Raw genomic sequence first — 22,003 nt, forward strand, 5'->3', positions numbered from 1 at the left:
ACTCCCGTACCAGTGAAGTCAGGATGATCAAGAGATCACGAAGTGACCCGCTTTTGATCCGCTGTCCGTGGTCCTCGTTTCACCCGTTACCGACAGAAGGACCGCGACGAGCGACCCCTGCGAGGCGCAGGTGGAGACGGTCGTGACCGGCCTGCGCCGACCGCGCTCCGGTGCCGTTCTCTCACTGCGCCGGGGAGTCTCAGCGTCGGTGTCGCGCCGGGGCGAGCGCGGTGAGCGCCGCGCAGAGGGTCGAGCCGAAGAGCACGCCTGCCCAGGGCACTTCGCCGGCGGAACGATGCGTCACCAGCGCGCAGATGAGGAAGCCGAGCGAGCCGCCGACGAAGAAGAAGACGAAGGCACGAAGCGCGGAGCGCCACTTGGGGCGGGCTGTTCCTGACATCACGGGAGGGATTATGCACCCGAGCCGGCGGGAGTCGACGGGCGGTGCCGGGCTCGTAGCCCCGGCCAAGGCCGGAGCCAAGACGGACGCGGACCGGCCTGGAACGTGACGGAGCACGCCGCGCAGGGAACGGGGGAGTCGTGTACCTGAGGGATCCGAAGACCAAGGCCGGGCGGTGGTGCGCCGGACCGGTCCTGGCGTTGGCGGGGCTCGCCGTGATGCTGGCCGGCGCGGCCCTGACCGCGGTCTGCGCGTTCACCATCGCCTATCCGCTCCGACTCGCCGGGCAGCCCGGCCTGTTGACGGTTGCCGGTTGCCTCACCGAGGGCAGTGGCAAGCAGGAACACACCACGTGCTACGGCGACTTCACCCCTGACTCGGGCAGCGGCGTGGTCCGCTCGGTCCCGTACGACGGCAAGCTGCGGGTCGGTGCCCGCGTGCCGGTGCAGTACGCCGCGTCCGAGGACACCTCCTACCGGGTCGGCGTCGCCTATGCCGGCGTCCGGGTGCTCGGGATCTCCGTCGGGCTGTTCGCCGTGGTCGCCGGTCCTTTGGGCCTCGCGCAGGCCGTCGAGATGGTCGCACCGCGGTGGGCGGCACACCGGCGCGAGGGACGCCTGCCGCGGGTGCTGTGGCGGGTGGCCGTCGGCCTGTTCAAGGCCCTCGCCGCGCTGGCGGTCGTTTCCGGTCTGACGAGCCTGGTGGCCTATCTGGTGACTGATTGACCACCGACGGCTGCCGCGCCGGACCTGGACCCTGACCGCTTGCGGCCGGTCCGCCTACACGTCGATGTGCGAGCCCATGATGACGGTGCGTTCGCGGGGGAGGCCGAAGTACTCGGCGGCGTCGGCGGTGATGTAGGAGGTGGCGATGAACAGCCGCTTGCGCCACGGGGCCATCGTCGGTTCCTTCCCGCGCCGCAGCTCGATCTTCGACAGGAAGTAGGACGCCTGGTCGAGCTGCAGCCGGCCCTCGGTGTCGGCCGGTACGAGCATCGCCAGGGTGGTGGGCACGTCGGGTGTTTCCATGTAGCCGAACCGGGCGGTGACGTGGATGATCCCGTCGTCGGCGTAGCCGAGGTCGTCGACGGTGATCCGCTGGTCGGCGGGGATGCGGGGCACGGGTTCGGTCCGGATGGCAAGGATGACGACCTGGTCGTGCCGTACGTGGTTGTGCTCGACGTTGGCGCGCAGGGCCAGCGGCGCGGTCTCCTTGCCCCGGTTGAGGAAGACGGCCGTGCCGGGGACCTGGAGCGCCGGCACCTGCCCGCTGTGCAGGTCGTCGACGAACCCGCGCAGCGGGCCCTCGTGCCGGGCGCGTTCGGCGGTGACGATCGCGCGGCCGCGCTGCCAGGTCGTCATGACGGTGAACGCGGTGATGCCGATCAGCAGCGGCAGCCAGGCGCCGTGCAGGAGCTTGGTGGCGTTGGCGGCCACGAACAGCAGGTCGACGGAGAGCAGCAGTGTCGCGCCGGCCACGACGAGCCACATCGGTGTGCCCCAGCGGGCGCGGGCGACGTAGAAGAACAGCAGGGTGGTGATGGTGATGGTGCCGGTGACCGCCATGCCGAACGCGAACGCGAGCGCCGCGGAGCTGCGGAAGGCGAAGACCAGGGTGAGGACCGAGACCAGCAGCAGCCAGTTGATCCAGGGGACGTAGATCTGGCCCATGGTTGACTCGGAGGTGTACGCGATCCGCAGCCTCGGCAGGTAGCCGAGCTGGGCGGCCTGGGAGGCGACGGAGTAGGCGCCGGTGATCACCGCCTGGGAGGCGATGACGGTCGCGGCGGTGGCCAGCACGACCATGGGCAGTCGTGCCCAGCCCGGCGCCAGCAGGAAGAACGGGCCGCTGATGGTGTGCGGGTCCCCGAGGATCAGCGCGCCCTGGCCGAGGTAGCTCAGCACGCAGGCCGGGAACACCAGGAACAGCCAGCCCCGGGTGATCGGCCGGCGGCCGAAGTGGCCCATGTCGGCGTAGAGCGCCTCGGCGCCGGTGACCGCGAGCACGACCGCGGCCAGGGCGAAGAAGGCCGTCCCGAAGTGGCCGAACAGGAAGCCCAGCGCGTAGCTCGGCGACAGTGCCCTGAGGATCTGCGGGTGGTCGGCGATGCCGGACACCCCGCACGCGCCGATGGCGGCGAACCAGGCGATCATCACCGGCCCGAACACCCGGCCCACCGCCGCCGTTCCGCGACGCTGGACCAGGAACAGCACGACGATGATCACCGCGGTGAGCGGCACCACCGCGTCCTCCAGGGACGGCTCCACCACCTTGAGCCCCTCGACCGCGGACAGCACCGAGATCGCCGGGGTGATCATGCTGTCGCCGAAGAACAGCGAGGCGCCGAAGATGCCCAGCGCGGCCAGCACCGCGGTGACCTTGCGGCCCCGGTCCGAGCCCCAGCGCCGCAGCAGGGTGATCAGCGCCATGATGCCGCCCTCGCCCTCGTTGTCGGCGCGCATCGCCAGCAGGACGTAGGTGACCAGCACGATGACCACCACCGACCAGAAGATGAGCGACACCACCCCGTACACGTTCTCCGTGCTGACCGGCACGGGGTGCGGGTCGTCCGGGTTGAACACGGTCTGGATCGTGTAGATCGGGCTGGTCCCGATGTCCCCGAACACCACGCCCAGGGCCCCCACGACCAGCGCGAGGCCGGCCGTGTTCTGCGCACCCGGATGCCGCACCTCCGTCGGCTGTGGTGCGGCACCGTGGTCGGCCATGGGGGATCCTCCTCCGTGCGAGCAGCTGCGACGCGGCTCGGGTGCGTGGGTGCGGCCGATGATCGCACGCGCATCCACGGGGGTCGGGGCGCCGCGTCGTCGAGTTCCCCGGAATCCGGCGTTCCGCGTACGCGAGCGGCCGGTCGGCACGCTATGCACCCGGAACACCTTCCATACGGGCGCCCGTGCGACGGCCGATCGGCACCCACAGTCAACGGATCGGCACCGGTGCGGGGTTCAGCGTGCGCGGTCGAACCGTCGTCCGCTGAGTCCCGAAAACGCATACTCTGGACGAGGCCGACGGATCATCAGATATCGTGCACGGCCATGGGAGAGCTGATAGTTGTCCGCCACGGACAGACCGAGCGGAGCCTGTCAGGCCGACACGCCGGACGTACCGACGTCGCGTTGACCGATGCGGGCGAGGCCGCTGCCAGGGCGCTCGCCCCGAGGCTGGCCCGACGTCGTCCGGTAGCGGTGTTCAGCAGCCCGCTGAGCCGTGCGATGCGGACGGCCGAGCTCGCGGGAAGATCCGGCCGGGCTGGGACCTGTGGCGGGACGGCGTCGTCCCCCGGGACGATGACCACCCCGGCGAGCAGCTCCCGCAGGTGGCCGCGCGCACGGACGCGGTGCTGGACCGGGTCCGGCCGCTGCTGGAGCAGGGCGATGTCGTCGTGGTCGCCCACGGCCACCTGGCGCGGGTGATCACCGTGCGCTGGATCGGGCTCGACGCATCGGCCGCCGGCCTGCTCGGTCATCCGCACCCGGGCTCGCTCAGCCACCTGGCCGTCGAGGACGGGCGGCCGGTCATCTCGGCCTGGAACGTCCCGTAGCGGCAGGCCGGCGTCACGCCCGCCGTGCGAGACGCCGGCACTGAACTCGACCTCGTGATGTCGGGGTTCCCGTGCTTGTCGGGGGCTCTCGCGGTCTCGGCCGCACGGCGGGGTGATGTCGAGAATCTGCAGGCCGGTAGTCTTCGGCCGCAGGTGATCGATCAGCTGCCGACGGACACGGCATCGGCCAGGCCAGGGGAACCGCTGGGTGTGCCGGGGCGGCGGACGCGCTGGCGGTCCAGTACGAAGAGGTCACCTTCGGAGAGGTCCACCGTGACGTGCTGGGCCTGGTGCCCACCGGACGTGCGCGGATCCTCGACATCGGCGCGGGTAGGGGGCGCGATCATGCCCGGGGCGGCCTGTGCTCCGGTGCCTCCGGGCCCGGGCAGGTCGGCGCATGCGTGGCGACGGCGTGCAGGAGCGGGCTCTCGGAGAGGCGGCGGACTGTCCCGGCGAGGGCGCTCCGCACGCGGCCGAGGGCGGCGAGGGCGATCATGGGTGACTCACTCTGGTGAAACGAAACGGTCGATGGGCGTGCGGGGACGGGGCGGGGCCGGTCCGGCCCCGCGTCAGGCGGCCGCGAGGACGGGCCGTCGGCCGTCGGCCGCCGCGCCGGTGTCCACCGTGGCGGTCGGCGGCACCGAGACCACGGTGCAGACGGCGTGCGCCAGGCAGTAGCGGCTCACCGAGCCGTGCTGGAGCAGTGCCCGCAGCGGATTGCGCCGGCCGGTGCCCACCACGAGCAGGTCGTTCGGTCGGTCCGCGACCTGGGCGAGCACCGGGCCGGTCTCACCGCGCATCACGACGGGCTCGACGCGGACGTCCGCCGGGTACCCGCCGAAGGACAGGGCGAAGGCGGTGTCGAGCCGGTCCCGGGAGGCCTGCGCCCAGAGCTCCGCCAGCGGCGGGCACGGTGTGGTGCGGTAGACGGCCTCGCCGCCGACCGGAGTCCAAGCGATCACCGGGACGAGTACGGCGTTCCGCAGGCGGGCCTCCTGCACGGCGCGGCGCAGGGCGGCCAGGTTGCCGGCCGATCCGCTGACTCCGACGACGATCCGGGTGTCCTCGGCCATGGTGGTACTTCCTTCGCGTTGACTTGCTGCTGTTCCTGGGAATCATCGGAGGAGTAGTAGTAAGGCTGATGAATCTGCAGTAGATCTCCGGGTATCCCTGGGATCCATGAGACTCCGGGGGATGGCGGCAGGCCATTCCGTTAACGCCTTCCCTACGCGCAGGGCCGTCGGGTTAACGCGCTCTTGACCACCCGGCCCGTCCAGGTGCACGGTGCGCGTGGGATCACGCCGCCCAGGCGCCGGGGGCCCGGTAGTCCGCGAACAGCCAGCAGGCCCGTCGCGGCACCCCTGCCGGTGGTGTGCGGGGCGCCTCGGCTGCCGGCGCCGCCGAGCGGCGGCGCACCAGCAGCAGCGCCGCGGCGACGGCGGCGAGCTCGTCCTCGTCCAGCCGACCGCGCACGATCCGCAGGACGGGTTCCTCGGCATTGCGGCCGATCGGCTCGTCGACTGGCAAGGGTCCCCTCCCGGGTGAGTGCTGTCGGCGCGGGTCGGACCGGTGACCGGCGCGCTTCGGGGCGGCTTCGATCGTAGGAATCCACGCCTAGGGGAATCCGCAGAGCCGGAGCCCGGAGCGCGGGAGAGGGCCGGAAGTGAGCCCACGGAGGCGTCCAGCCCGACCGGGACGCCTCCGCGCGGCCGCCGCTCGCCGACCGATCAGCCCCCGGATCCCCGTGACCCGAGCGGACGCGCCGGGCATCCCCGCTCGAACACCTGGGGCCACCTCGATTTCACGTCTCCCGGCGTCAGCCACCGGACATCCGCTGCTGCTTCACCCAGGCGTCGACCTCAGAAGCCTTGGACTGCAGGTGGCGGGGCCGATGCTGCGCACTGGCACGTACTCACGCTCATGGCCGGCACGGGGAACCGTCCGGTGGGTGCGGCAGTCCGTGTCCGGCGTTTGGCGTCGTGCCACGGGAATGACCGGGGGAGGCATCGTGGCAGCTCGCGTTCAGCGGACCACCTCGCGGATGGCATCGGCGACGGCGCGGAAGTCCTTCTTGAGAATCAGGTCGTGGTTGCTCGCGACCTTCGCGCTGATCTCGATGTGCGGGTTGCGTTCGGTCACCGCCCGCAGGCTTGCCCGGATCCGCTCCTGCTCGTCGCCCTTGCTGCCCAGTGAGGAGCCCGAAGCGACGACGTACCGAGCCGGGACCGCGATGGCGTCCAGCACCGGGCCCATCGCGCTCACCCGGGCGACCTTGCCGAGCTCGATGTTGCACTCCGCCATCTGTGCGGCGGTCATCCGGGGCGTCAAGCCGGTCGGACGTGCCAGCGCCACCAACGGGGACATCCGCCGGAACATCCTGCGGATCCGCTGCTCCATCGCGTCGTCCAGCCAGTCGTACGGCTGCGCGCCCTCCACCATGACCGCGCCCAGTGCGCGCTCCGGGTTCCGGCTGGCCCAGTACGCCGCGACGAACGCTCCGTAGGACCAGCCCGCCACCACCACCCGCTCCACGCCCCGGGCCGCGAGCACGGCGTCGACGTCCGTCAGCATGGTCTCGAAGGAGTAGTCCGCCGAGCGCCCGGACTTCCTGCCGCGGGCGCGCATGTCGTAGGTGATGTGCCGCCAGCCCGTGCCCAGTTCGGTGATGGTGTGCCGCCAGTAGCCCTGGGTGGCGAACTGGCCGTTGAGATAGATCACGGGGGTTCCGGGGCCGCCGGTGTCGGTGACGGCCAGGGCCGTGTCGTCCACCGGCACCAGGCCGGTCCACTGGGTGTTCGTCATGGCTTTCCTCCTGGTGATGTGGACCGATGCCGTCAGGCTGCGTCGAGGGCGGCGGTGATCTTGCGGATGATGTCGGTCAAGACGGGGTGGGGCTCACCCTTGAGGATCCGGGTGGCCGACGCGACGGCGACCAGGACGGTGCTGCGGAAGTTGTCGGCCTCGGCCTGGTCCTGCTGCTTGAGCAGGCTCATCGCGGCCGTCAGGGCCGGCAGCACCCGGTCGGCGATCGCGGCCACGGACGAGCCCTCCGGGTTCGGGTCCTCCGACTTCTCGGCGAGCACGTGCCCGACCAGGCCGGTCGCGGACGACAGGGCTATGGAACCCTCGGCGGCCATCTTGTGCGGCTTGGTCGTGGCGCCGGCGGCGACCAGCAGCGCGATCGCGCCGTGCGCGGCGGTGCGGAGGGTCTGCTTGTCCTGTTCGGAGAGGGTGATTGACACGGTGGGGTCGCTCCTTCAGCCCGATGGTTCGTGACTGTTCGGCAATCACTGAACGCCTACGACCGTACATTGCGTTCATGAAACAATCAACGCTCGCGGGGTCGAAAATTCCACAGATACCAAGGCGTGGGTGACTCAAATTGCAATGACCCTGACGCTGAACGCAAGGGCCCTTCGAGGACAGGCATTGCAATGATCCTCGTCTGTTCGGATACTGTGCCGCAGGAGAAACGGGAGCACCGGCACAGAGGAGAAGAACACCGATGCCCGGAGGCAGACTCACCGACGAGGACCGCCGGCAGATCGCTGCGGGGCTGGCCGAGGGGCTCGGTTACACGGAGATCGGCCGACGCCTGGACCGTCCCGGCTCGACGATCATGCGCGAGGTCGCCCGCAATGGCGGGCCGGAGGGCTACCGGGCGGACCGGGCACAGGAAGCCACCCACCATCGCGCGCGTCGGCCCAAGCAGCAACCATCCCCCGCGCTACCACCGGTTGCCACGGACGGCCGAGGCCGCGACCCGCAGGTGGTGCGGGAGGTCGCGGAGACCGTCACGATGCTGATCGAGCAGCAGGGCATGCCCACGATGAGCGCCAAGGTGCTCGTCTGCCTGCTCGTCACCGATCAGGGCGCCCTCACCGCCGGAGACCTGGTCCGGCAACTGGGTGTCAGTCCGGCGTCCGTCTCGCACGCCGTCGCCTTCCTGGAGCAGCAGGGCCTTCTGCGGCGCGAACGGGTTCCCGGCGAGCGTCGCGAGCGCTACGTCATCGACGGCGAGATCTGGCTCCGGTCCACCCTGGCGGCGGTACGGATGCACAGAGCGCTGGTGACCGAACTCCGCACCGCCGCCGAAGCCCTCGGCCCCACCACCCCGGCCGGCGCCCGCTTCGGGGACTCCGCCGAGTTCCTGACCCTGATGAGCGAGACCCTCCAGCAGGTCGTCGATCAGTGGCAGCAGCGCCGGACAGCAACCGAGTAGCCCCCCACCGCACTCGCCGGCAGCCCCTGATCGCAGCCGTGAGCGCCTCCCGCCGCGCCGCCGGCATGCCGCCGACCGGGCGGTCGAAGACGATCGGTTCGGGCTGGAGGATGATTCCGGTTGCAGCCGCGACCCGGGCGACGAGGTCAGCGAGCGCCTGATCGAACGCTGCCGCTGTCGCCTGTCCGTGAGCGGTGACTGTGAGGGTCCGGGGTTCCGAGCAGCGCACTCCGTCGGCGATTGGCCCAGCCCGGCCGGCATCCGACAAGCTCCATGAGTCACCCGGCGCTGGCTCGGAGGTCGTCGTCGCTGTCCCGGTGGACCGGGCAGCCGCGACATGACCACTGCGTCGCCTGGGCGGTGGTGATGCGCGGGTTGAGGAAGGACGATCCGACCTGGCGGGCATCCGGGCCGCCGGGGTCGAGGAAGAGGCCGCGCCGACGATGGTTGGCGAGGACGGCTGCGGTGACCTCCGGAACCGTCGGGCATGCACCGACGGGGATGCCAAGCTCGGCCGCGAGCGGCAGGTAGGTGATCGGGGCTGCTGCGATGCAGGTCAGGTGGAATATAGCGGTGATGATCGTCCAGCGGCCGGGAGGGTTCGCAGGCCGTTCATGTCCCAGTCCCAGTCCCAGGCCGAGACGCTGTGGAGCGTGTCGGCGATCTGCTGGCCGTACGCCCCGGCGGCCTGGACCGGGCTGCGCCGACGGTGCCCGGGAGCCGTGTCGGCCAGCTCGCAGAGCCGGCCGACACGGGTGTCCAGGGGCAGGCACGCGGGCCGGTGGCGGGAGTAGGCGATGACGCTGGCCGGGGTGCGGTCGGCGATGAGCAGCCGGTGGTGGCGGGCCGTGCGGGCCGCGGTCATCAGGTGGGCGGCGAAGGCGTCCAGCTCGGCGACGAAGTCGAACTCGTCGCTCGCCGGCAAGACGACCCTGGCCCTCGCCCTGACCGCGCACTACCGCGGGCTCGGCGTCAACGTCGCCGTCTCCGGCGAGCCGGCCCGCGTCAGCCCGTTCATGGAGGAAGCCGTCTTCCACGGCGGCCTCAACGTCGACCACGGTTACCTGGACCTGAACATCCACACCCTGTGGTCCTTGCTCCAGGTTCGACCGACCCTGCTTCGCTCGGGAGCGGCGGCAACCGCGCTACGCGACAGGCTTCCCGTGATGTTGGATAACGCAGAGGTGTCGCCGCACAGGCGGCGCGAGCTGGAGAACATTCGTTACGCAATCCGCCTCGCCGAGGCGTGAGAGGAGTCAGACGGTGGCGGAAGACCTGTCCCCGGTAGCCCGGTTCCTCTTCGAGGCGGGAACGCTCAAGCACACCAAGCGCACCGGTTGGTGGATGGCGGGTGTTCGCGATCCCGAGTCGGTTGCCGAGCACTCCTGGCGCACTTCGCTCCTTGCCTCGATCATCGCGAGGCTCGAAGGCGCCGATCCCGCTCGGGCCGCCTTCCTGGCCACCTGGCACGACGTCGCCGAGACGCGGACCGGTGACGTCAACTACGTCCGCAAGAAGTACGCGACCAGCGCCGACCCCGAGGCCGTCACGGCCGATCAGGTCAGGGGCATGCCCGAGGTGCTGGCATCGACCGTGCAGGATCTCATCGCCGAGTACGAAGGCAAGGAGTCTCCCGAAGCGGTCTGCGCCCGCGACGCCGACAAGCTGGAGTGCCTGATCCAAGGGGTCGAGTACCTGGCGCAGGGCTACACCAACGCCCAGCGGTGGATCGACAACAGCCGTGGCCGGTTGACCACGAAGACTGCTCAGGACCTCGCCGACGCAATCCTGGCGACCGATTCGCTCGACTGGCTCCGCCACGCCCTCGGAGAGAAGTAGCCGCACCGAGCCTGGGCCCGTCGCCTGGGCGGAGTCGCTCGGCGCCGGGCCGGGGTCGCTGTGATGTCTCGACCACCCCGGAGGAATGGCCCTCAGCAGGTGCTGCCGCAGTTGTCGTTCGTGTCGCGCAGCAGGTTGGCGAACACGTCGCCGCTCTCCACGATGGTCGGGTCGAGGTCGAACTCCGAGGCGTCGAGGCTGGTGACCGAGGTGTTCTCGGTCTCCGACGCGATGAGCGTCTGAGGCGCCATTGCTGATCCCCTCCTTAGGTGGTTGGTTACCTGTCCTGCCTGGCCCTGTAGATCAGGGCCAGGAGATCGTGATGCGGGTGTGCCGCTTGTCGATGACACGGCCTTCACCCAGCTGGTCGTCCGGCGTTCCGGCCGGGTAGACCGTGAACTGCGGGCCCGGCCCGGAGCGGTGGCTGCGGTCCCAGACCCGTACCTGCTCGGCCAGCTCCGCGGCGAGCTTCGCAGCGTCGGGGCCGTAGCCGTGCGCGCCGAACTCGAACGTCTTCGGGTCGTCGCCGACCTTGCGCAGCGCGAGGTAGGCCAGGCTCGCCCCGTCCGTCATCGCCGGGCAGGCCATGCGATTCTGCGGGGCGACGTGCTTGGTGTCCAGGTTCGGATCGACGGACAGCATGCAGAACCCGGGCAGCGCGCTGGCGAGCCACAGGTGCAGGGAGTCGAACGGCTCCGTCTGCCCGACCGCCACCCCGGTCCACTCCTCGACGCGCTCGGTGCCGAGCGCACCGGTGAGATGGTCGGTGTCGGCGGGGCGGGCCTCGTCGAAGCGCAGCGCGACTTCCTTGCCGCGCAGGAGCAGCAGCTGCTCCTGGTGCGCGCCCTCGCCCTGCATCCGCACGAACCCGGCCATCTCCGCGGACAAGCTCACCAGGCGGTCGCCGTCGCGGCGCAGGGTGATCGAGCGCGAGACGCCGCGCATCCGCAGCGGGACGGTGATGGTGCCGTGCTCGGTGAGCTGGTTCACCCAGGCCGGCGGGATGTCCCAGGCCCCGACCGTGACCAGGATGCGGTCGAAGCGGGCGTGCTTGGCGCAGCCCTGTTCGCCGTCGCCGAGGACGACGTTCACCCGGTCGTAGCCGGTGGCGGTCAGGCCCCGGGTGGCGCGGTCGGTGACGTCCCGGTCGATGTCCAGGGTGGCGACCTCGCCCTTGTCGCCGACGATCTCGGCGATCATCGCGGCGTTGGTGCCGCTGGAGCCGATCTCCAGGACGTGGTGGCCGGGCTGGAGATCGGCCTGCTCCAGCATGAACGCCTGGATGCGGGGGGCGGAGACGGAGCTGATCGCGATGCCGTGCTCGTTCCGCTTGGTGATCACGACGTCGTCAACGTCGTAGGCCTGCCGGGCGGGCGCCTCGGGAACGAAGACCTCGCGCGGCACCGCGCGGAACGCGCGCTCGACGCCTTCGCTGGTGATCTTGCCTTCCGCGAGCAGCTTCTCCGTCATCGCCGAGCGCAGCTGCTCGGGGGTGTCGGTGCTGGTGATGCTGGTCTCCACCGTGTCGGGCATGGGGACCCTCTCTCGTGTGATGGGCAGTCAACTGAACGGCTAGGCAGTGCAGTTCAGAGCCGACAGTGTATGGTCCGCCACTGTCGGCGATGGGCGGCGTCGTCGGCGCTGCCCACCGGTTCACCTACGGACATCCAGTCAGGTGAAAGGGCGGGACCGGCCGGAGTCCGGGGGACTCGTCTTCCGGCGCAGCTGTCGGGTTGGTCTGCGTCGTTGCCGATCCACTTGGAGGGGTCCTCCACACCCAGGTCGTCGAGGACGAGGCCGTGGTTGGTGTGGACCTGGCCGGCGAGGGGGAAGACCTCCGGGCCGTAGGTGCAGCCGACCGGTGGCGAGGCCTTCAGCAGCTGCCAGGTCTCGGCTGTCGCCGTGTCGGTGCCCAGCGAGGCCGTGAGGGTGAAGGTGTGGACGGCCATGCTTGGTTCCTGGGGTGTCGTGGGCGGGAGGTGGTCAGGCGCGGACGGGGAGTGCCAGCCGTTCGATGCGGGTGGCCAGGCTGGGGTCGTTCTCGGTGCGGCCGAGCCGACACATGGTGGTGGTGCGTACTGCGGCGGCTTTGACGCCGCGCATGCTCATACACAGGTGCTCGCCGGTGGTGAATACGGCGACGTCGTCGGTGCCGGCGGCCTTGGCGAGGTCGTGGGCGACGTCGTAGGTGATGCGCTCCTGGAGCTGAAGGGCGTGGGTGTGGGCCTCCAGGTGTCGCACCAGCTTGGAGAGGCCGAGGACGGAGGTGTCCGGAACGTAGGCGATGGAGACGTCGAGGCGGAAGGGGAGCAGGTGGTGTTCGCAGATGCTCCATGCCTCGATGCCGGTCAGCAGGACGAAGTCGCCGTACTGGCGCTCGTGGGCGAAGCTGGTGTCGAGCCGGCCGGGGTCGTGGTCGAGGAACTCGCCCCACCAGTCGGCGAATCGGCGGGGTGTGTCCTTGAGGCCGTCGCGGTCGGGGTCTTCGCCGAGGGCGAGCAGCAGCTGGCGGGTCAGCTCCTCGACGCGCGGGCGGTCGACGGGGCGGCGCCGGGCTTGTACGGGTATGGACGTCATGGGTCTTCTCCCCTGGGGCGGGTTGACGGTGAGAGGGCCGCGTAGTGCGGTGTGTCAGAGATGGGTGGCGCCGGGCAGGCAGCCGAGGATCGGTACCGCGGTGAACGCCTCCGCGTACCGGGTGCCGATGCGGGCGCCCCACAGTCGGCCGAGGGTCTCGGCCATGGGCCCGAAGTGTTGCTCGATCGGTTGGCTCGCGTGCTCGTGCAGCGCGGCCATCTTGGTGTCGAAGGTCGCGGTGGCGTCCACGATCACGTCGGCGCGCACCGGGCCGTCGAGGGTCAGCGAGTTGTAGGTGTCGCAGGTGTAGAAGCGGCGAGGGTGGCCGGTGGCGATCCGGGGTTCGGGGACGGCCCCGAGCACGGTGGTCGCGACGGCCCGGTGCTCGGGGTGCACGTCGCCCAGCGGGTGCGTGATCACGACCTCCGGCTGGACCTCGAACAGCAGCTCCTGCAGGGCGGCGTGGTCGAGCCGGGGGACCTGGCGAAGCTCGGCCCCGAGGGTCGCGATGCCCTTGCGGGCCTCGGCGTCGCGAGCCTCGTCGCGGTGCGGGACGACGACGGTGACAGCGGCGCACCGGGCGTGGAGGGCGAGGGTGGCGCCGGCCCACAGCTCGGCGTCGTCGGGGTGCGCGAAGACGGCCAGGACCGATCCCGGCCGGGTGGCGCTCACCACAGTCCGAGCTTGTCGACGACGTCGGCGGGCTTGGGCAGTTGCGGGCTCGCCTTGCCCCGGGGGGCGACGGGGACGTCCAGGTCGCGGCGTACCGTGATCATCGTCTCCCAGCGCAGGACGTCGGCCCAGGCGGTGGTGATCGCGGCGCCCTTGGCGCCGGTCAGCCGGCCGGAGCCGGGAAGGTCCCGGAGGTCCATGCCGTCGCGCAGCAGCGTGCAGGCGACCTTAGGGCCGACACCGCGGACGCCGGGGATGTTGTCGGACTTGTCACCGGTCAGCGCGCGGAAGGCCGGCCACTGGGCAGGGGTCACACCGAAGCGGGCGATGACCTCGTCGGCGGTGATGATCCGCTGGGAGGACTTCCGGGAGCGGTTGAGGACGCGTACGCGGTCGTCGAGGAGCTGGTAGAAGTCCATGTCCCGCGACATGACCAGGACCGGCCGGGAGACGGCGGCCCGGGCGGCGAGGGTGGCGATGACGTCGTCGGCTTCGGCGTTCTCGACCTCGACCCACCGGATCCCGTACGCGTCCAGACCGTCCTTCACCGGGGCGAGGAACTGCAGCGGTTTGAGCGCCTCGGGCGTGGCTTCCCGGTTCGCCTTGTACTCCTGGTCGGTGGCCACGCGCTCGGCCGTGCCGTGCTCGCCGTCGAAGACGACCAGGACCTCAGGGGCCGCGACGTCGAGGTCGTCACGGATCGTGGCGCGCAGCAGGGCGAAGAAGGCGAACAGACCGGTCAGCTCGCGGGTCTTGTCACGGGAGAAGATCGGGGCAGGGAACCCGAACGTGCCCGCCCACAGAAGATTGAAGCCGTCGACGAGCAGCAACGGCGCAGGGGTTTCAGGGGTTTCGGGCATCACGACACCGCCTCCAGGAAGAAGTCAGCGATTCGGCGGGGCTCGAACTGGGCCGCTCTCCGATACACGGTCTGTGTAGTCGCGGCATACAGTATGTCATCTTCCAGAAGGCTCTGTGCTGCCCGGTGGAGGGCGGCCGGACCCGCCTTGTGATCGGCGAGCAGGTGGTCGCTGTCGCCGGCCGGACTGATCAACTCGGGCAGGTTGCCGACCCGGTAGGCGACGATCGGGGTGCCGACGCTCATGGCCTCCAGCGCGACCAGGCCGAAGGTCTCCTTGTGGCTGGGGACGATCACCACGGCGGCTTCGGCGAGCCAGGGCAGCACCTCGTCCCAGGCCAGCGGTCCGCGTAGGCGGACATCGGGAAGCCGGTCCGCAGCGTGATGGCAGCGTGTGAGGAGTTCGGACTGCGAGCCCGCGCTCGCCTCGAACCCGGCTTCGGCGAGGGCCACCTCGATGGGCCGGTCCCAGCCGGAAGCGGCTTCGAGGAGGTCGAGCACACCCTTCTCCGGTCCCAGGCGTGCGAGGACGCGCACCGGTCCGCTGCGGCGCAGCTGCTCGCGGCGGGCCGGCGGGGGCACGGCCACGGAGGTGTCGGGCATGAGCGCGTTGGGGACGATGCGGAGGTTGCGCGGGCCCCAGCCGGTCAGCTCGTCACGGACGACTGGGGAGGGTACGAGCACGCGGGTGGCGCGGGCGAGGGCGGGCCCGGCATCGAGGGTGTGCGGCTTGACGTGGGCGGCGAGCGCGCGGCGGACGTGTCCGGGGATCTCGCCGCGTAGCCGGCCGAGGCCCCAGAGGGCGTCGGTGAACAGGACGGTGTCGATGTGGTACTCGGTGATCAGGTCCCGGATCTGGCGGGTGAGCCTGGTGTCCTGGTAGGTGACGGCGCGCCGCAGGACGTCGTCGTCGCAGGGGAACCGGATGTCGTCGAGGCGCAGTGGGGCGATGGTGACGCCGGGAAGGCCGGGGCCTTCGGGCTGGGGTGCGGCGGTGGCGATGACGGGCCGGTGGCCGTTCTGGGCGAGACCGAGGGCGAGCGCGGCCGTGGCGCGTTCGATGCCGGCCGGGGCGTCGGGGGTCCAGGAGGCGAGGACCAGCAGGATGCCGCGGGAGGTGGGGCGGACGTTCATCGGGCGCTCACCTGCCGCAGAGCGGGGACGGGCTGGGTCGGTCCGTGGTGGGGTGTCTCCCAAGGGAAGGCGACCCAGTCGTTGACGGTCCAGGCCCACCGGTCCGGCTTCCGTGTGCAGCCGCGGTTGCGGAACAGCGCCGCCGTCATGATCTCGGCGTCGTCGTCGAGCCGGTCGCGCAGCGCGTCGGTGACGGCGGCGAACGTGGCTCCGGTTCCGGCGATGTCGTCGACGAGGAGAACCGTGCCGGTGAGGCGCCGCGGCAAGCCGTGAGGAAGCAGGACCTCGACGTTGCCGGTGGCCTGCTGGAACGGGGCATCACTCGTGTTGTGCCTGGCGGTGACGGTGTGGAAGGGCACCTTGAGGTAGTCGGCCATGAGGCGGGCCGGCTTGGTCCCGCCGGAGGCGATGCCGATCACGCAGGTCACGTCCGGGTCGGTCCCGACGACGGACTCGGCGATCATCCGGGCCGCGTCGAAGCACTGGAAGTGCGTCGGTGCGAACGGCACGTGCTGGGCGAACACCCGCCTCGCGGCGTACGGGTGGTCGGTCATGAGGTGCTCCCGGGAGTGGGCAGGCGCAGGTCGGCCGGGCGGGTGACGGGGATGAACGCGGAGATGCCGGTGGCGCCGCCGGTGTTGCGCCAGGCGTAGCCATCGGCGCGTAGGACGGTGAAGCCGTCCGCGCTCTGCCGGGTGCGCAGCCGGACCCGTACGCCGTCGGGGACGGTGAGCGGGCTGACGGTCTCCTGGGCCTGCTCGTCGGTGAGCATCTGTTCGTCGGCGAGGGCGGCGCCGTCGCCGATCGGAAGCATCTGGAGGAAGGTCACTCCGCAGGCACCGAGCCGGGCGGCGAGGTCCAGGAGCTGCTGGGCCTCGTGCTTGTTGGACTGCATGAGGACCATCTGGAGCTGGACGAACAGGCCTTCGTGCACAGCGGCGCGGATGCCCTCGACGGCGCGGCGGTGGCTGTCCCGGCCCCGCCAGGTGTCGTGGGTGGTCTCGGTGGCGCCGTCGAGGGAGACCCGGATCGCGTCGAGGGCGCCGGCGAGTTCGCCGGCGCGGCGGGCGAGATGCCAGCCGTTGGTGGTGCAGCTGACCACGCTGGTGCAGTGCCGGCGGATCGCGAGGGCGAGGTCGGGCAGGTCGCGCAGCAGCAGCGGTTCGCCCCCGGAGATGTCCACGCCCAGGACGCCCGAGGCGGCGATGTGCATGGCGAGGGCGAGCCGTTCGGCGGCGGTGGACTCACGCACGCTCTTGTCGTCGAGGCACTGCGGGCATGCCAGGTTGCAGCGCACGATCGGGGACCAGCACATGCTGAGCGGGTACACGAGGGCGAGCCGGGCGAGGTCGGCCAGGGACCAGGCGGCCACCTGCTGGTCGTCGAGGGCGACGCGGCCGACCGGGAACGGTTGGGGCGAGATGTGGTTGGTGCCGACCGCGGGGTCGTGCACGACGGTGGTGTCGCCGAAGGTGGCGGCGGCGAAGGTACGGATCATCGGGTGATCACCTCGGCGTCGGTCAGGTGCTTGTCGGCGGCGGTGGCGAAGACATGGCCGAGGTCGGTGGGCGCGGGCTGGGACAGCAGGTGGCGGTAGTGGGCGAGGGTCGCGGGCCAGGCGGCGAGCTTGGTCTGCCACTGGGCTGCGGCGTCCGGAGGGTCGAGGTGGAACCCGACGGCCTGGCGCAGCGGGATGACGAGGCAGCCGGAGGCGATCAGGGCCGCGCCGAGGTGGGTGTCCTCCATGCCCCAGCCCAAGGCCCCGAACTCCTCGTCGAAGCCGCCGACGTTCAGCAGGTGGTCGCGAGGAACGGCGAGCAGCGCCGTGACGGCCATCCTGGGCAGGTCCCAGTCGTAGTAGGACCGCCCGTAGCCCAGGCTCTGGAAGTCGTCGGTGGCGTCCAGCGGACGCCCGTCCAGGTCGTCGGTGAGCGTGATGCCCGAGTACGGCAGGACCTTGCCCACCGGAGGCGTCCAGGTGACGCGGTGATCGGCCGTGAGGAGCGGCGGTCCTTCGGGCAGCAGCGGGTCGCCGCAGGGCGACGCCTGGTAGGGGACGTTGTGCCGGAACCCGGTCAGCACGGTGTCGGCGGCGGCGCGGGTGGCGACGTCGGCGAGGACGTGAGGGGGCAGCACCATGTCCGCGTCGACGAACAGGACGGTCGGGGTCTGGGCGAGGCGGGCGCCCGTGTTGCGCGCCGCCGCCGAGCCGCGCCGCGCGGCCAGGCGTACCGCGGTGGTCACCACCGGGTGGCGGCGTGCGATCTCGAACGTCGCGTCCGTGGACGCGTCGTCGACCAGGATCACCTCCACGTCGGCCGCGTGCTGCTGCGCGCCGAGCGCGTCCAGCACCGTGGGAAGGGCGTAGGCGGTGTTGCAGGCCGGGATCACGACCGACAGGGAACGGCCGGCGCCTCCGCCCGCAGGGGTGGGCTGGTGCCAGCCCAGCCCGGTGCGGGTGGTGAACCCCTTGGTGAAGTACTGGTGGGTGTTGGGCCAGGCCCTGAGGGCCTCCGCGAGGGTGCGCATCACGGCCACCTCCATTCGTCGAGCACGGCGCAGGCCTGGGGCCAGCCGCGGGGGTCGGGAATCCAGTGCAGGACCGGGCGCTCCGGCAGGGCCAGGAGGTCGGTGAGCAGGACCAGGTAGTCGGGTTCGAGGACGAGCAGCACCCGCCGAGGCACACCGCTCGCGGCGAAGTCGCGCCGCAGCTGGCCGTTCACGATCGCTCGCAGCCCCTCGACCCGGTCACGGGTCAGGCGCTGGTCGTAAGGGGCGATCAGATCGTCCGCACCCACCAGCCCGTAGGCCGCGGACAGGAAGCGGATCCGGCTGCGGGCGTGCGGGTGATCGGCGAAGCGGTCGTTCAGCTCCGGAGCGATACCTCCGGCGTACAGCTCCAAGGCGGGCACCAGCCCACGGGCCGGCGCCTTGCGGCGCGAGCAGCCCGCGATCAGAAGGTCGCCGATCACGTTGCTCTCACCACCCGGAAGCCGATGCCTGGCGAAGCCGATTCGGCCGGCGCGGCGTTCAGGAACGTGCACCGGGCGTACAGCGGAAGGGAGTTGTAGGAGCCGCCGCGGATCACGAAGCCGTCGCCGATCGTCTTCGAGGCAGTCCACTCCCAGCAGTTGCCGGCCATGTCCCACAGCCCGGTCGGAGTCCGTCCGTGGGGATGGGAGCTGACCGGGGTGAGCCGCCCGCAGGAGCCGCGCAGATTTGCCCGGCCCTCGTCCGGCTCCTCCTCGCCCCACGGGTAGCGGCGGCGTTGCGGCCCGGAGGCCGCCCACTCCCACTCCTTCGACAGCGGCAGTCGGCCGCCCAGATCGGCCGCGATCCGGGCCGCCTGCGCGTGGGCGAGTCCGACCATCGGCCGGTGGTCCGGGGCGAGCCCGAGCTGGGCGGGCGTGAGCGGCGTCGCCGTCCACTCCAGGTCGGCCACCCGCAGCGGCCTCAGCCGGTCGCCGAACAGGCACACACCGCCCGGCACCGGTACCCAGGTGAGCGCGTGGCCGGCCGGGTCCGTCGTCATCGCTGCCCCCTTCATCCGGCGATCAGGAACAGGTCTTCGGCGTTCACCCCGGCCCAGACCTTGGACTTGGTGATGTTGGGCCGCAACCCGCACCGCGCCAGCGCCCCGGCGACGGCTTCGAGGGCCTCACCGGCCTGCTCGGCGCCGTCGCAGAAGACGCAGTAGTTGTCCGCGAACCGCACCGTGCGCAGGCCGGCGAGCCGCGCGTCGGCGCGGGACAGCCGCAGGTTGATCAGCAGGGGCGCGAGCGCCGTGCCCGGAATGAGCGGGAACGGCAGTGGCTTCAGGACCCGCTCGAACAGCCGCAGGAACGAGCCGTCCGCCACGTGTTCGGCCAGCCAGTCGGTGACCTCGGGCGCGCACGACCCCTCCGACACCCTCCGCACGTCCACGTCCGCCACCCACCGGAACCCCTCCCGCAGGTGCCGGTCGCATTCGCGCAGAGCAGTGATCCGGTTCCGCCCGGCCCGGTAGCCCGAGACCCAGTCGGCGAACGCCCGCTGCTCCAGCACCGGCTCGATCGCTGCCCGCATCGCCCGCTGGACGACCCGGTCGGCCACCGTGGGGATCACTGAGGGCATCGTCTTTCCGGTGTACGCGGTGATGACCACCTCGCGCAGGGGCCCCGGCGACCACGAACCCGTGCGAAGGTCCTCGGCCAGGACCTCCAGCCGGCCGTCCAGGCCCTGCCGGAACTGCGCCCAGCTCATCCCGTCGGCACCCGGCGATCCGGCCCGGCGCATGCAGGCTCGCGCGGCCGCCTTCAGGTGGTGGGGTTCGACGAGGAAGGGCATCAGCGAATGGGCGCGCGCAGGACGGGAGTTGGCTATAGTGGGTGGTGCCTGGACGGCATGCAGGATCCGGCTCTCCTCCCCACCGCATTCTTGGCCGCTACCCAACACGCGCGGCCTCGGGGAGCAGGAACGACCGCGCCGTCCAGGCGCTTTGCTGTCCTCAGCGGCCACGCTCGTCCTCCCAGAGCAGCGTGTGAAGCCGCGGGGTCAGGTTCCAGCCCCGCTCCAGGACCTCGTCCGCCAGGGTCCTCATCCGGCCGAGGACCGTCTCGCTGCTCGTGCCCTCCGGCATGATCCAGATGTCGGGAAGCGAGAACGTCTCGACAAGGGAGGCGACTTCGTCGAGCTGGGCGGGCTCGCTCACGACGAACTTGAACCGGGCCTTTCCGCAGGCCGCGAACGCCGTCAGCGCCTGCGGGACGATCCTTCGGTCGCCGGGCGCGGCGAAGGCCTCTAGCTTCGGCGACACGTTGAACGCCGCCACCGACTCGACCAGCTCCGGCCGCGGGACGACGGTGCCGTTGGTCTCCACCTCCACCCGCCGCCCCGACAGCAGCTGCACCAGGTTGCTCAGCCCGGGCTGCTGGAGCAGCGGTTCTCCGCCGGTGACCACCACCAGCCGCGGCGAGCGGGCCATCACCCACGCCGCCAGGTCCTCGACGCTGTGCCGCGTGGACACCTCGCGCGGGTCGAACCGGGACCAGTCCCACGTCTCGGGAGTGTCGCACCCCGGACAGTGGAGGTTGCACGGGGCCAGGCGGACGAAGAGCGACTGCTGCCCCGTACTGGGACCTTCGCCCTGGAACGTCGGGCCGAAGCACTCCGCCACCAGCAGACCCTTGCCGGCGCCGATCGCGCCACCCAGCAGACTCACCGCTCCTCCAGCACGAACTCGGCCCAGCTGCTGGCCGTTTCCGACACCCGTACCGACACCAGCCGCCCCGGCAACGACGGCTCCGCGTGCTCCACGAACCAGGCAGCCAGCCAGGCCGCGAGGTTCTCCGACGTCGGGGCGAGCGGCAGGACGTCGTTCAGCGTCCGGTGGTCGAGGGTGCTGTCGATCAGCTTCTTCACCGGCGCGAGGTCGCCGAAGTCCGTGACGAAGCCGGGCGGCACCAGCCGGTCGGCGGTGAGGACGAACTCCACCTGGTAGGAGTGGCCGTGCATCCGGCCGCACTGGTGCCCCTCCGCCAGACCGGGCAGGAAATGGGCCGCCTCGAACCGGAACGCCTTCCCGATCCGGAACCCGCCAGATACAGCGACGCGGCTCACCGGTTCACTCCGGAGGGCGCGGCAGCGTACTCGGTCGGGTCCTCGACCTCGGCGAGCACGAACGCCTCGATCCGCTCGGTGCACGTCCCGCACGTTCCGCAGTGCAGCTCGCCGCCGCGGTAGCAGGACCACGTGTCCGCGAACGGCACACCGACCTGCCCGGCGACCCGCACGATATCGGCCTTCGTCTGGTCGATGAACGGGGCCAGCAGCCGGAAGCCCTCGGCGATGAAGCCCTCGTTGCCGACTCGCGCCACCTCACCGAACACGTCGAAGAACTCGGTACGGCAGTCCGGGTACACGGCGTGGTCGCCGGCGTGGGCCCCGAACGCCACCGCGTCCGCGCCCGCCGCAACCGCCGCCCCCACGGCGATCGACAGCATGATGGCGTTCCGGTTCGGCACCACGGTGCTGCGCATGCTCTCGGCGGTGTAGTGGCCGTCGGGCACCTCAACCGAGGCGTCCGTCAGCGCCGAACCTGACAGCAGGCAGCCAAGCCCGCTGAGGTCCACCAGCTCGTGTCGGGCCCCGAGGCGGGCGGCGGCCAGGACCGCGAAGTCGAGCTCCTTCCGGTGACGCTGCCCGTAGTCGAAGGAGAGCAGCGTGATCCGGCAGCCGCTGTCGGCGAGCCAGTAGGCGACGGTGGTGCTGTCCAGCCCACCGGAGGCGATCACCACCGCGTGCTGCGGGGGAACGTGTTCAGTCATCTCCATACGTCTTCCTCGTAGTCCTCCGCTGACGGAGGTCGGAGCGAGTTCGGTGTCGTACTTCTGCGACCGGGCCGGCAGTTCGGTCTGCCACGCTCGGACGGACCTGAGCCGGTGTATAGGCGAGCGCGTCGCGTCGGCGGAGCCGGCCGGAGCGGAGGTCGCGGGGATGGGGCGCGAGACCGTGGGGTCAGGCCTCGCCAACGTCCGGCGCGGACCGGGAGGGGGTCGGCGTGCGCGCGACGTCCTGGTGGCTCAGCTGCTGGTTGAGGATCACCCCCAGGAGGGTGATCGCGACGACGTTTCCCAGCAGCCAGAAGGTCGACATCAACGTGTCCACGGAGTCACCGGATTCCGTGGTCCGGATCCGGGCGGCGGTACCCGGCTGCGGTTGGCGCGGGTTCGCCGTCGATGCGTGTACGGGGTGCGTCGGCGG

At 71.1% G+C, this 22,003-nt stretch carries 30 protein-coding genes; 6 read left to right on the forward strand and 24 right to left on the reverse strand.

The annotated features are described in order from the left end of the window. Window positions 1-199: 199 nt before the first annotated feature. Window positions 200-400 (reverse strand): hypothetical protein, encoded by a 201-nt coding sequence (locus ACZ7KX_RS40520; RefSeq protein ID WP_470330954.1) that lies wholly within the window; start codon window positions 398-400, stop codon window positions 200-202. A gap of 140 nt (window positions 401-540) precedes the next feature. On the opposite strand from ACZ7KX_RS40520, the gene ACZ7KX_RS40525 reads away from it, so the two are divergent. Next, entirely contained in the window at window positions 541-1,125 is a 585-nt protein-coding gene (locus ACZ7KX_RS40525) for a hypothetical protein (RefSeq protein WP_470330955.1), read from the forward strand. A 54-nt stretch (window positions 1,126-1,179) separates the two neighbouring features. On the opposite strand, the gene ACZ7KX_RS40530 is transcribed toward ACZ7KX_RS40525, so the two are convergent. Then, window positions 1,180-3,126, reverse strand: a complete 1,947-nt coding sequence (locus ACZ7KX_RS40530; RefSeq protein WP_470330956.1) for a potassium transporter Kup — start codon at window positions 3,124-3,126, stop codon at window positions 1,180-1,182. A gap of 327 nt (window positions 3,127-3,453) precedes the next feature. Here ACZ7KX_RS40530 and ACZ7KX_RS40535 point away from each other — a divergent pair, with 327 nt between their 5' ends. Together ACZ7KX_RS40535 and ACZ7KX_RS40540 are read left to right on the forward strand one after the other, a co-directional pair. After that, on the forward strand, window positions 3,454-3,831 hold the full coding sequence (locus ACZ7KX_RS40535) for a histidine phosphatase family protein (protein WP_470330957.1): 378 nt from the start codon (window positions 3,454-3,456) through the stop codon (window positions 3,829-3,831). Next, the gene (locus tag ACZ7KX_RS40540; RefSeq protein WP_470330958.1) at window positions 3,735-3,959 is read left to right on the forward strand and encodes a histidine phosphatase family protein; all 225 of its coding nucleotides are present in this window, start codon (window positions 3,735-3,737) and stop codon (window positions 3,957-3,959) included. The genes ACZ7KX_RS40535 and ACZ7KX_RS40540 overlap by 97 nt, the downstream gene beginning before the upstream one ends. Before the next feature lie 569 nt (window positions 3,960-4,528). On the opposite strand, the gene ACZ7KX_RS40545 is transcribed toward ACZ7KX_RS40540, so the two are convergent. The 4 genes from ACZ7KX_RS40545 to ACZ7KX_RS40560 form a co-directional block, all read right to left on the reverse strand. Beyond that, window positions 4,529-5,032 (reverse strand): universal stress protein, encoded by a 504-nt coding sequence (locus ACZ7KX_RS40545; RefSeq protein ID WP_470330959.1) that lies wholly within the window; start codon window positions 5,030-5,032, stop codon window positions 4,529-4,531. A 223-nt stretch (window positions 5,033-5,255) separates the two neighbouring features. Next, window positions 5,256-5,486: an acyl-CoA carboxylase epsilon subunit gene (locus ACZ7KX_RS40550; RefSeq protein ID WP_470330960.1), complete on the reverse strand. Its 231-nt coding sequence runs from the start codon at window positions 5,484-5,486 to the stop codon at window positions 5,256-5,258. A gap of 495 nt (window positions 5,487-5,981) precedes the next feature. Further along, complete coding sequence (locus ACZ7KX_RS40555; RefSeq protein ID WP_470330961.1) at window positions 5,982-6,761, reverse strand: alpha/beta fold hydrolase; 780 nt, start codon at window positions 6,759-6,761, stop codon at window positions 5,982-5,984. A 32-nt stretch (window positions 6,762-6,793) separates the two neighbouring features. Beyond that, window positions 6,794-7,201, reverse strand: a complete 408-nt coding sequence (locus ACZ7KX_RS40560; protein ID WP_470330962.1) for a hypothetical protein — start codon at window positions 7,199-7,201, stop codon at window positions 6,794-6,796. Between the two features lie 263 nt (window positions 7,202-7,464). Here ACZ7KX_RS40560 and ACZ7KX_RS40565 point away from each other — a divergent pair, with 263 nt between their 5' ends. Further along, window positions 7,465-8,181, forward strand: coding sequence for a GbsR/MarR family transcriptional regulator (locus ACZ7KX_RS40565; RefSeq protein ID WP_470330963.1), 717 nt, complete (start codon window positions 7,465-7,467; stop codon window positions 8,179-8,181). A 556-nt stretch (window positions 8,182-8,737) separates the two neighbouring features. Here the strand turns inward: ACZ7KX_RS40565 and ACZ7KX_RS40570 are convergent. Continuing rightward, window positions 8,738-9,106, reverse strand: coding sequence for a hypothetical protein (locus ACZ7KX_RS40570; protein WP_470330964.1), 369 nt, complete (start codon window positions 9,104-9,106; stop codon window positions 8,738-8,740). 91 nt (window positions 9,107-9,197) lie between these two features. Here ACZ7KX_RS40570 and ACZ7KX_RS40575 point away from each other — a divergent pair, with 91 nt between their 5' ends. Further along, complete coding sequence (locus ACZ7KX_RS40575; RefSeq protein ID WP_470330965.1) at window positions 9,198-9,431, forward strand: hypothetical protein; 234 nt, start codon at window positions 9,198-9,200, stop codon at window positions 9,429-9,431. A gap of 13 nt (window positions 9,432-9,444) precedes the next feature. Further along, window positions 9,445-10,020: an HD domain-containing protein gene (locus tag ACZ7KX_RS40580; RefSeq protein ID WP_470330966.1), complete on the forward strand. Its 576-nt coding sequence runs from the start codon at window positions 9,445-9,447 to the stop codon at window positions 10,018-10,020. A 92-nt stretch (window positions 10,021-10,112) separates the two neighbouring features. On the opposite strand, the gene ACZ7KX_RS40585 is transcribed toward ACZ7KX_RS40580, so the two are convergent. The 17 genes from ACZ7KX_RS40585 to ACZ7KX_RS40665 all read right to left on the reverse strand — a co-directional run bounded on the left by ACZ7KX_RS40585 (window position 10,113) and on the right by ACZ7KX_RS40665 (window position 21,907). Then, a complete protein-coding gene (locus ACZ7KX_RS40585) occupies window positions 10,113-10,271 on the reverse strand; it encodes an FxLD family lanthipeptide (protein WP_470330967.1) in 159 nt (52 codons plus the stop codon). Between the two features lie 52 nt (window positions 10,272-10,323). Next, on the reverse strand, window positions 10,324-11,553 hold the full coding sequence (fxlM, locus tag ACZ7KX_RS40590; RefSeq protein WP_470330968.1) for a methyltransferase, FxLD system: 1,230 nt from the start codon (window positions 11,551-11,553) through the stop codon (window positions 10,324-10,326). A 53-nt stretch (window positions 11,554-11,606) separates the two neighbouring features. After that, on the reverse strand, window positions 11,607-11,969 hold the full coding sequence (locus ACZ7KX_RS40595) for a hypothetical protein (protein WP_470330969.1): 363 nt from the start codon (window positions 11,967-11,969) through the stop codon (window positions 11,607-11,609). Between the two features lie 34 nt (window positions 11,970-12,003). Further along, entirely contained in the window at window positions 12,004-12,597 is a 594-nt protein-coding gene (folE, locus tag ACZ7KX_RS40600; RefSeq protein WP_470330970.1) for a GTP cyclohydrolase I, read from the reverse strand. Between the two features lie 54 nt (window positions 12,598-12,651). Continuing rightward, window positions 12,652-13,272 carry a PIG-L deacetylase family protein gene (locus tag ACZ7KX_RS40605; protein WP_470330971.1) on the reverse strand — a complete coding sequence of 207 codons (621 nt, stop codon included), beginning with the start codon at window positions 13,270-13,272 and terminating at the stop codon, window positions 12,652-12,654. After that, window positions 13,266-14,129: a 5'-3' exonuclease gene (locus ACZ7KX_RS40610; protein WP_470330972.1), complete on the reverse strand. Its 864-nt coding sequence runs from the start codon at window positions 14,127-14,129 to the stop codon at window positions 13,266-13,268. The genes ACZ7KX_RS40605 and ACZ7KX_RS40610 overlap by 7 nt, the downstream gene beginning before the upstream one ends. After that, window positions 14,129-15,262 (reverse strand): glycosyltransferase family 4 protein, encoded by a 1,134-nt coding sequence (locus tag ACZ7KX_RS40615; RefSeq protein WP_470330973.1) that lies wholly within the window; start codon window positions 15,260-15,262, stop codon window positions 14,129-14,131. The genes ACZ7KX_RS40610 and ACZ7KX_RS40615 overlap by 1 nt, the downstream gene beginning before the upstream one ends. Then, window positions 15,259-15,816: a phosphoribosyltransferase gene (locus ACZ7KX_RS40620; RefSeq protein WP_470330974.1), complete on the reverse strand. Its 558-nt coding sequence runs from the start codon at window positions 15,814-15,816 to the stop codon at window positions 15,259-15,261. Before ACZ7KX_RS40620 ends, ACZ7KX_RS40615 begins: the two co-directional genes overlap by 4 nt. Then, a complete protein-coding gene (locus ACZ7KX_RS40625) occupies window positions 15,813-16,760 on the reverse strand; it encodes a radical SAM protein (RefSeq protein ID WP_470330975.1) in 948 nt (315 codons plus the stop codon). Before ACZ7KX_RS40625 ends, ACZ7KX_RS40620 begins: the two co-directional genes overlap by 4 nt. Beyond that, window positions 16,757-17,791 carry a glycosyltransferase family 2 protein gene (locus ACZ7KX_RS40630; RefSeq protein WP_470330976.1) on the reverse strand — a complete coding sequence of 345 codons (1,035 nt, stop codon included), beginning with the start codon at window positions 17,789-17,791 and terminating at the stop codon, window positions 16,757-16,759. Before ACZ7KX_RS40630 ends, ACZ7KX_RS40625 begins: the two co-directional genes overlap by 4 nt. Beyond that, the gene (locus ACZ7KX_RS40635; RefSeq protein WP_470330977.1) at window positions 17,791-18,234 is read right to left on the reverse strand and encodes a hypothetical protein; all 444 of its coding nucleotides are present in this window, start codon (window positions 18,232-18,234) and stop codon (window positions 17,791-17,793) included. The genes ACZ7KX_RS40630 and ACZ7KX_RS40635 overlap by 1 nt, the downstream gene beginning before the upstream one ends. Next, window positions 18,231-18,794 carry a formylglycine-generating enzyme family protein gene (locus ACZ7KX_RS40640; RefSeq protein WP_470330978.1) on the reverse strand — a complete coding sequence of 188 codons (564 nt, stop codon included), beginning with the start codon at window positions 18,792-18,794 and terminating at the stop codon, window positions 18,231-18,233. The genes ACZ7KX_RS40635 and ACZ7KX_RS40640 overlap by 4 nt, the downstream gene beginning before the upstream one ends. A gap of 11 nt (window positions 18,795-18,805) precedes the next feature. After that, window positions 18,806-19,588, reverse strand: coding sequence for an RNA-directed DNA polymerase (locus tag ACZ7KX_RS40645; protein WP_470330979.1), 783 nt, complete (start codon window positions 19,586-19,588; stop codon window positions 18,806-18,808). A 160-nt stretch (window positions 19,589-19,748) separates the two neighbouring features. Further along, the gene (locus ACZ7KX_RS40650) at window positions 19,749-20,462 is read right to left on the reverse strand and encodes a 7-carboxy-7-deazaguanine synthase QueE (RefSeq protein WP_470330980.1); all 714 of its coding nucleotides are present in this window, start codon (window positions 20,460-20,462) and stop codon (window positions 19,749-19,751) included. Beyond that, a complete protein-coding gene (locus ACZ7KX_RS40655; RefSeq protein WP_470330981.1) occupies window positions 20,459-20,860 on the reverse strand; it encodes a 6-pyruvoyl trahydropterin synthase family protein in 402 nt (133 codons plus the stop codon). The genes ACZ7KX_RS40650 and ACZ7KX_RS40655 overlap by 4 nt, the downstream gene beginning before the upstream one ends. Continuing rightward, complete coding sequence (gene queC, locus ACZ7KX_RS40660; protein WP_470330982.1) at window positions 20,857-21,567, reverse strand: 7-cyano-7-deazaguanine synthase QueC; 711 nt, start codon at window positions 21,565-21,567, stop codon at window positions 20,857-20,859. Before queC ends, ACZ7KX_RS40655 begins: the two co-directional genes overlap by 4 nt. Window positions 21,568-21,757: 190 nt before the next feature. Next, entirely contained in the window at window positions 21,758-21,907 is a 150-nt protein-coding gene (locus ACZ7KX_RS40665; RefSeq protein ID WP_470330983.1) for a hypothetical protein, read from the reverse strand. Window positions 21,908-22,003 lie beyond the last annotated feature (96 nt).

This window comes from Kitasatospora sp. NPDC038210, assembly GCF_055600605.1.